The sequence below is a fragment of the Sphingobium sp. FW305-3-2-15-F-TSA7 genome, from assembly GCF_058787155.1.
In genome coordinates, this window is sequence record NZ_JBYSZM010000024.1 from 101,514 (window position 1) to 108,970 (window position 7,457).

Genomic DNA, 7,457 nt, shown 5'->3' on the forward strand with positions numbered 1-7,457 from the left:
CTCAAAAATCGTGCGGTCAGGAGTCGAGCCGGAGTCCGACCGACTTTGCGTGCGCGGGAAGCCCCTCCGCCTCGGCCAGCGCGACCGCGGCCGGGCCGATCCGCCGCAGGGCCGCGGCGTCGCAGGCGAGGAAGCTGGTGCGCTTCATGAAATCGAGCACCGAAAGCCCCGACGAGAAGCGTGCGCGCCGGCCGGTCGGCAGCACATGGTTTGGGCCGGCGACATAATCGCCCACCGCCTCGGGCGTGTGCCGCCCAAGAAAGACCGAGCCGGCGTGACGGACCCTGGCGAACAGCGGTTCGGGATCGGCGACGGCGAGTTCGAGATGCTCGGGGGCGAGGCGATCGACGAGCGGGAGTGCCGCAGCGAGCGTCGGCACCAGGACGATCGCGCCATTGGCCAGCCAGCTTGCGGTCGCGGTCGCGCCGGTCGCGAGCATGGTCAGCTGGCGCGTGACGGCGTCGGCGACGGCGTCGGCGAAATCTCGATCGTCGGTGAACAGGATCGATTGGCTGGTCGGGTCATGCTCGGCCTGGCTGAGCAGGTCGGCGGCGATCCATTCCGGATCATTGCCGGCATCGGCGACCACGACAATCTCCGACGGCCCGGCGACCATGTCGATGCCGACGACGCCGTAAAGCTGGCGCTTAGCCTCCGCGACCCAGGCATTGCCGGGCCCCGTCACCACGTCGACCGCGCCGATCCGCGCCGTGCCATAGGCCAAAGCCGCCACCGCATGCGCGCCGCCGACGCGCCAGACCTCGTCGACCCCGGCGATCTCGGCGGCGGCCAGGACGAGCGGATTGGTTTCGCCGCGCGGGGTCGGCGTCACCATGGCAAGCCGGTCGACACCTGCAACGCGGGCGGGGATCGCATTCATCAGCACCGACGACGGATAGGCGGCGCGACCGCCGGGAACATAGATTCCGGCGGCATCGACGCCGCGCCAGCGCGCGCCCAGCCGGACGCCGGCAGCATCGATGGTGTCGCTGTCCTCGGGCTTTTGCTTCAGGTGATAGGCGCGGATGCGATCGGCCGCGAGTTCGAGCGCGGTCCGCAGATCGGGGGCCAGGCCGTCCAGGGCCGCGCGGCGCTCGTTGCGCGGAACCTCCCAGCCGGTCGCATCCAGATCATGCCCGTCGAATTTCAGCGTCAATGCGTGGAGCGCGGCATCGCCCTCGGTACGGACGCGCGCCAGGATCGCGGCGACGTCGCGTGAGACGTCGGCGTCGCTCTCGCGTCGGGCATCGACCAATGTGGCAAAGACCGTCGTGAAATCCGGTGCCGATGCGTCGAGACGCTGGGGGCCGGATTCAGGCGGCATCGCGGTTTCCGACAATCTCGCGGAACCTGTCGACCAGCGGCACGATCTCGGCCGCGCGCATCTTGAATGCGGCGCGATTGACGATCAGCCGGGCGGAGACCTGCGCGATCACTTCGACTTCGACCAGGCCATTCTCCTTGAGCGTCCGGCCCGAGGAGACGAGATCGACGATGCGGCTCGACAGGCCGAGCAGCGGGGCAAGCTCCATCGCGCCGTTGAGCTTGACGCATTCGGCCTGGACGCCGCGCGCCTCGAAATGCTTGCGCGTCAGATTCGGATATTTGGTCGCGACGCGGACATGGCTCCAGCTGCGCGGATCGTCCCGCGCTGCGAGGTCGGCCGGTTCGGCGATCGACAGGCGGCAATGGCCGATGCCGAGATCGACGGGGGCGTAGAGCTCCGAATAATCGAATTCCAGCAGCACGTCCGATCCGACGATGCCGAGCTGCGCCGCGCCATGCGCGACGAAGGTCGCGACGTCGAACGCGCGCACGCGGATCAGCGAGATGCCCGGCTGGTTGGTCGAGAAGCTGAGCGCGCGGCTGCTTTCGTCGGAAAAGGCCGCTTCCGGCACGATTCCGGCGTGCGCGAGCAGTGGCAAGGCTTCTTCCAGGATGCGCCCCTTGGGCACGGCGATGATGATCGGCTGGGCCATGATGGGCGGCGCTTTACTTGGGCGGGCACAATAGGGCAACTGAGCCCGTGGCCAGCCAATCCGACTCCATGGTGCTCGACACATTCCGCGCGCAGGCCCAGGTGTGCCGCGAGATGGGCGCGCCGCGCACCGCCGCGATCATCGATGCCGCCGCCGACCTTGCCGATCCGTCCACATCGACCGGCGGACGCATCCTCGGCCTTACCGGCGATTCGTCGCGTTTCGGCGGCGCGACGGGGCTGCGGCTCGCCGGCGGCCTGCATGCGCTGGCGCGCAGCGGCGCGGTGCCCGAACTCAGCGCTTATTATGCGGCGGCCAGCGACGACGCGCATGCCGCCGTCGCCGCCGCGTTCGGCGCGCGCGACGCATGGCTCGAAACCTGGCTCGATCTGCCGCCCCAGACCAACGAGACCGCACGCTGCGCGGCGGTGATGGCGGGATTGCTGGTCGCGGCCGACCGATTCGGCCTGCCCTTCGAACTGCTCGAACTGGGGGCGAGCGCGGGGCTGAACCTCAATCTCGCTCATTATCGCTTCGATCTGGGCGGCATCGCGGCGGGTGACCTTGCCTCGCCGCTCGGCTTCGCGCCCGAATGGCGCGGTCCGCCGCCACCGGCCGTGCCCGTGCGTATTCTCGCGTCGCGGGGTGTCGACAGGGCGCCGATCATCGTCGCCGATCCGGCCAATCACGAGCGGCTGATCGCCTATATGTGGATCGACCAGCCGGAGCGGATCGCGCGGGTGGAGGCGGCGCTGGCGATCGCAGCGGCGCATCTGCCGCGGCTCGACCATGGGGACGCCGCCGACTGGGCGGAACTGCTGCTCGCCGAACCGCGCGTGCCGGGCGTCGCGCGCATCCTCTACCACACCATCGCATGGCAATATTTCGACGAGGACGGACAGGCGCGCATCCGCGCCGCGCTGGAGGTGGCCGGGGCGGCGGCGACCGACGACACGCCGCTCGGCTGGCTCGGGCTGGAGATCAACGAGGATCGCAGCGCCTATGAGCTGCGGCTGACCTTGTGGCCCGGCGGCGAGACGCTGCATCTCGCCGATTCGCACCCGCATTGCCGATGGATCGAGTGGTATGGCCGACGCTGAGATCAATCTGCAGGCCTTTACGTTTCAGGCGGAATATTGCGACGCCAATGACGCGCCGATCACCGCGCGACTGTGCCGGGCGATCGCGATGTCGGTCGATGACAGGACCGAGACGGGGCGGCGGATCCTGGCATGGCCGGGTGCGCCGATTCCCGATGCCTTGCCGTTGCGCTCGGCGGGCGGCTTCCATGCGGTCTGGCGCGACGGGCGGGCGGCCGAGCTGGCCGGTCTGTTCGAAGGGCACGAGACGGATCCGGAGCGGATTGCGAGTGCCGTGCGGACGGCGCTCGATGCGAATGACGCTGAAATTGCGACCTGGCTGAACGGACCGCCGCAAACCAACGAACCGGGGCGCTCGGCCGGGTTGATGGCGGGGCTGCTTGTGCTTGCCGAACGATTCGGGCCGCGTATCGAACTGCTCGAGATCGGATCGAGCGCGGGGCTTAATCTGTTGATCGACCGCTATCGTTTCGATCTCGGCGGGGTGGCTGCGGGGCCGGCGGGATCGCCGGTCACCATCCGTCCGGAATGGCGCGGCCCCCCGCCGCCCGCGGCCGGGATTTCGATCGAAAGCGTGCGCGGCGTCGATATCCAGCCGATCGATCCGACTTCGCTGGAAGCGGAGCGTCGGTTGCTCGCTTATATCTGGGCCGACCACGCCATCCGTTTCCCGCGCGTATCGGCAGCGATCGATATGATCCGCGAAAGGCCGGTTCGGTTGGATCGCGGCGATGCTGCCGACTGGGTGGAGGCGCGACTGGCCGAACCGCAGGAGATGGGTGTCACCCGCGTGCTGATGCACTCGATCGTCTGGCAATATATCCCCGCCGATGGCCAGGCGCGGATCGAGGCGGCGATGCGTGCGGCGGGCGCGGGGGCGACGGAGGATCGGCCGCTGGGCTGGGTCAGCCTGGAAGCGGATCGGGTGATGAACCGGCACGACCTGACGGTGCGGAGCTGGCCGGGAGATGGCGAGAAACGGCTTTGCGGCCACGCGCACGCGCACGGTTTTTGGGTGGAGTGGCTGGGCTAAAAGATCCTCCCTGAAGGGGAGGGGGACCGCCGACCGTAGGTCGGTGGTGGAGGGGTTGGCGGAGGCGCGAAGGCCTTAGCCTAGAAACCCCCTTATCGCTTTCGTCACCGCGTCGGGATTCTCCCATGGCACGAAATGCCCCGCATCGACCTTCACGATCCTCAGATCGGGAACCAGCGCATCCAGCCCTTCGAGCTGGCAGGGCAGCAACGCCTTGTCGCCAAGCCCCCAGATGACGAGCACGGGCATTTGCAGCGGCGGGAAGGGGTGTGACAGGAAAGCAGGCGCTTCGGCGTCCTCGCCGATCTCGGGCACGACGATCGACGAGGCGCGATACCAGTTGAGCATTGCGGTCATCGCGCCGGGCTGACCCCATTGGTCGAGATAGATGGCTCTTTCCTCGCCGATCTTTGCGGCGTCGGTATGTTTGGCGAACGTGCCGTCGAAGAACGCCTCCAGCCCGATCGCCTCCAGATGCTGCTCCAGATTCGGGTTGCGGAAGGCGCGGATATACTGGCTCGCTGCGCGCTGGTCCGCGTCCTCGATCAGCGATTTCTGGAAGACATAGGGGTGCGGTGCGTTGATGATGATCAGCCGCTCGACCCGGTCGGGGCGAGTGAGTGCCGCCATCCAGGCGATCGCGCCGCCCCAATCATGGCCGACCAGGGTGAAGCGGCCGATGCCGAGCGCGTCGGCCAGCGCGATCAGATCGCCGACGGTCTTGTCGGGCGCATAGTCCGAGACTTCGGGCGGCTTGGACGATCGCGCGAAGCCGCGCTGGTCGGGCGCGACGACGAAATGATCCTCGGCAAGATCGGGCAGCTGGTGGCGCCAGGTGCGGTGCGATTCGGGAAAGCCGTGGAGGAAGATGATCGGCGGGTTGGCGGGATCGCCCCCCAGCGCCACATCCAGCTCGACGCCCATGGGCAATGCGAAACGTTCGCTCCTGATTTCGGCCATGCGATCCTCCCGATTGAAGGGCGAGCTTAGGATGGCGATGCGGCGGAAGCGAATCCGTTACGGATAGCTGACGGTATTGGGAATTTCGGGAATCGGGATGAATTCCTTGTCGTCGCCGGGGACCTTGGGGAAATTCCCGTCCTTCCAGTCATGCTTGGCCTGGTTGATCCGCTCGCGATCCGAAGAGACGAAATTCCACCAGACATGGCGCGGCGTCGTGAAGGCTTCGCCGCCGCACAGCATCACGCGACCGCCCCGTTCGGAGCGCAATGTCGCCGCGGTGCCGGGCCTGAGCACGTAAAGCGTCATCGGTTCGAGCGTCATGCCGTCCAGGCTGGCTTCGCCGATCGCGACGTAAAGCGCGCGTTCGTCCGCGTCGGCGTCGATCGGGATGGCGCCGCCCGCGCCCAGCACGATGTCGGCATAGATGGTCCCGGCATAGGTGGTGGTCGGTGCGGCCTTGCCCCACAGGCTGCCCATGATGATGCGCGCCTGCACGCAGTCGTCCTCGACGACGGGCAATTGGGCCTTGGCGACATGTTCGAAGGCTGGCGCGATCTCCTCGTCCTTTTCGGGCAGCGCGAGCCAGGTCTGGATGCCCGACAGCGCCGGTCCGGCATCGCGCTCCTGCTGCGGCGAGCGCTCCGAATGGACGATGCCGCGGCCTGCGGTCATCAGATTCACCGCGCCGGGTTCGATGGTCTTGACGGTGCCAAGCGAATCGCGGTGGTCGATCGCGCCGGCGAAGAGATAGGTGACGGTGGCGAGATTGATGTGCGGATGCGGGCGCACGTCGATGCCGGTGCCGACCGCCAGATGCGCCGGACCCATCTGGTCGAAGAAGATGAAAGGGCCGACCATGGTGCGCGGCTTGGAGGGCAGGGTGCGATGGACCTTGAATCCGCCAAGGTCGTGCGTGGTCGGCAGGATGGTCTGGATCACGAGATCGTCGGTCATGCGGTGGCTCCGGTGGTGGCCTGGAGGAGTTCGATCAGATCCTCGGGATAGATGCGTTCGGGATGATTGGCGATCTCATCCGGCGTGAACCAGTGCCATCGGGTCATCACGCGCTGTTCGAGTTCGGTATGGCGGGCAGTGTCGATCGCGTCGTCGTCCACCCGTATGAAGAAATAGCGTTCGTCGGCGAAAACGGGGACCCCCTCGATCGTGACGAATTCGACCTGCCGGCGTGCGATCTCCTCGCCCGGATCTGCATCGATCCCGGTTTCTTCGAGCAGCTCGCGCCGCGCGGCGTCGTAATAGCTTTCGCCGGGATCGACCGCGCCGCCGGGTGTGCACCAGAAGGGCGGCCGGTCATCGACATCGAAGCGGAAGAGGAGCACGCGGCCCATGCCGTCGACCAGCAGGATGCGCGATGCGGGGCGGGCGGTCAGGGTCTCGGTCATGCTGGCGGCCTATTCCCCCGGCGCCTTTGCCTTGATCGCGAGCGCATGGACGGTTTCGTGCATCAGGTCGCCGAGCGCGTGATCGACCATGCGCTGGCGTGCGACACGGGTCTGGCCTGCGAACGCGGCGCTTTCGATCTCCACGGTGAAGTGCGATTCGCCGCTGCCATCGTCGCCCATATGGCCGCGATGCTGCGCGCTGTCGTTGATCACGGCGAGCCGTGTGGGCAAGAGGACGGTGGTCAGCCGTGCTTCGATTTCCGTGGCCACGGGGCCTTTTGTCGAGGTCTGCATCTCTCCTATATAGGGTGTTTGATCGGGATCGGGAGCGGTTTTGAGCGACGAACGAGCAGAAGAGGGCAGGCGCCGTCCGCGCTTTCACGGGCGCGTGGAAGGTAGCGACCGGCTGTGCGCCCATGCCGGGTGCGACGAGCCGGGCGAGTTCCGCGCGCCCGGTACGCGGCGTCCGGGATTTGACGGTCCGGGCGACTGGCGCTGGTATTGTCTCGACCATGTCCGCGCCTTCAATGCCGGCTATAATTTCTTCGAAGGCATGGATGCCGACGAGATCGCGGCGGCGCAGCGGCCGCTGGCGGGCTGGGAACGCGAGACGCGGGCCTTTGCCACCAGTGGCGCCGATCGGCCGCCCCGCTGGGCCGAGTTCTCCGATCCGCTCGATGCGATCTCGGCGCGTTTCCGCGACGCGGCGCCGCCGCAGCGCGCCGACGGCAGACCGCTATCGGGCGAGAATCGCCAGGATCTCAAGCTGCTCGGCCTGACCGCCGATGCGACGCGCAAGGAATTGCGCCAGCGCTATGCCGATCTGGTGCGGCGTTACCACCCGGATCGCAATGGCGGGGATCGCAGCCACGAAAAGGCGCTGGGTGAGGTGATCGCCGCTTATACGCGGCTCAAGAGCGCGGCGGCCTTCGCCTGAGGGCCCTATCCGCCGCAGCCGCCGCATCCTCCACCCCCGCAT

Annotated in this window: 9 protein-coding genes; 3 read left to right on the forward strand and 6 right to left on the reverse strand. The window is 67.5% G+C overall.

What is annotated here, in order from left to right; translation table 11 throughout:
• Window positions 1-16: 16 nt before the first annotated feature.
• Both hisD and hisG read right to left on the reverse strand, forming a co-directional pair.
• Window positions 17-1,324: a histidinol dehydrogenase gene (gene hisD, locus AC3WN8_RS18940; RefSeq protein ID WP_492671031.1), complete on the reverse strand. Its 1,308-nt coding sequence runs from the start codon at window positions 1,322-1,324 to the stop codon at window positions 17-19.
• Window positions 1,314-1,979 carry an ATP phosphoribosyltransferase gene (gene hisG, locus AC3WN8_RS18945; RefSeq protein WP_492671032.1) on the reverse strand — a complete coding sequence of 222 codons (666 nt, stop codon included), beginning with the start codon at window positions 1,977-1,979 and terminating at the stop codon, window positions 1,314-1,316. Before hisG ends, hisD begins: the two co-directional genes overlap by 11 nt.
• Window positions 1,980-2,026: 47 nt before the next feature.
• Here hisG and AC3WN8_RS18950 point away from each other — a divergent pair, with 47 nt between their 5' ends.
• Both AC3WN8_RS18950 and AC3WN8_RS18955 read left to right on the forward strand, forming a co-directional pair.
• Complete coding sequence (locus AC3WN8_RS18950) at window positions 2,027-3,079, forward strand: DUF2332 domain-containing protein (protein ID WP_492671033.1); 1,053 nt, start codon at window positions 2,027-2,029, stop codon at window positions 3,077-3,079.
• Complete coding sequence (locus AC3WN8_RS18955; RefSeq protein ID WP_492671034.1) at window positions 3,066-4,112, forward strand: DUF2332 domain-containing protein; 1,047 nt, start codon at window positions 3,066-3,068, stop codon at window positions 4,110-4,112. The genes AC3WN8_RS18950 and AC3WN8_RS18955 overlap by 14 nt, the downstream gene beginning before the upstream one ends.
• A 75-nt stretch (window positions 4,113-4,187) precedes the next feature.
• Here AC3WN8_RS18955 and AC3WN8_RS18960 read toward each other — a convergent pair whose 3' ends face one another.
• From AC3WN8_RS18960 to AC3WN8_RS18975, 4 genes are read right to left on the reverse strand one after another with little or no spacing between them, the layout of a single operon-like run.
• The gene (locus AC3WN8_RS18960; RefSeq protein WP_492671035.1) at window positions 4,188-5,072 is read right to left on the reverse strand and encodes an alpha/beta fold hydrolase; all 885 of its coding nucleotides are present in this window, start codon (window positions 5,070-5,072) and stop codon (window positions 4,188-4,190) included.
• A gap of 57 nt (window positions 5,073-5,129) precedes the next feature.
• Window positions 5,130-6,029: a pirin family protein gene (locus AC3WN8_RS18965; protein ID WP_492671036.1), complete on the reverse strand. Its 900-nt coding sequence runs from the start codon at window positions 6,027-6,029 to the stop codon at window positions 5,130-5,132.
• Window positions 6,026-6,478 carry an NUDIX hydrolase gene (locus tag AC3WN8_RS18970; RefSeq protein ID WP_492671037.1) on the reverse strand — a complete coding sequence of 151 codons (453 nt, stop codon included), beginning with the start codon at window positions 6,476-6,478 and terminating at the stop codon, window positions 6,026-6,028. Before AC3WN8_RS18970 ends, AC3WN8_RS18965 begins: the two co-directional genes overlap by 4 nt.
• 9 nt (window positions 6,479-6,487) lie before the next feature.
• Entirely contained in the window at window positions 6,488-6,772 is a 285-nt protein-coding gene (locus AC3WN8_RS18975; protein WP_492671038.1) for a BolA family protein, read from the reverse strand.
• Between the two features lie 40 nt (window positions 6,773-6,812).
• Between AC3WN8_RS18975 and AC3WN8_RS18980 the strand changes: the two genes are divergently transcribed.
• A complete protein-coding gene (locus AC3WN8_RS18980; RefSeq protein WP_492671039.1) occupies window positions 6,813-7,415 on the forward strand; it encodes a J domain-containing protein in 603 nt (200 codons plus the stop codon).
• Window positions 7,416-7,457 lie beyond the last annotated feature (42 nt).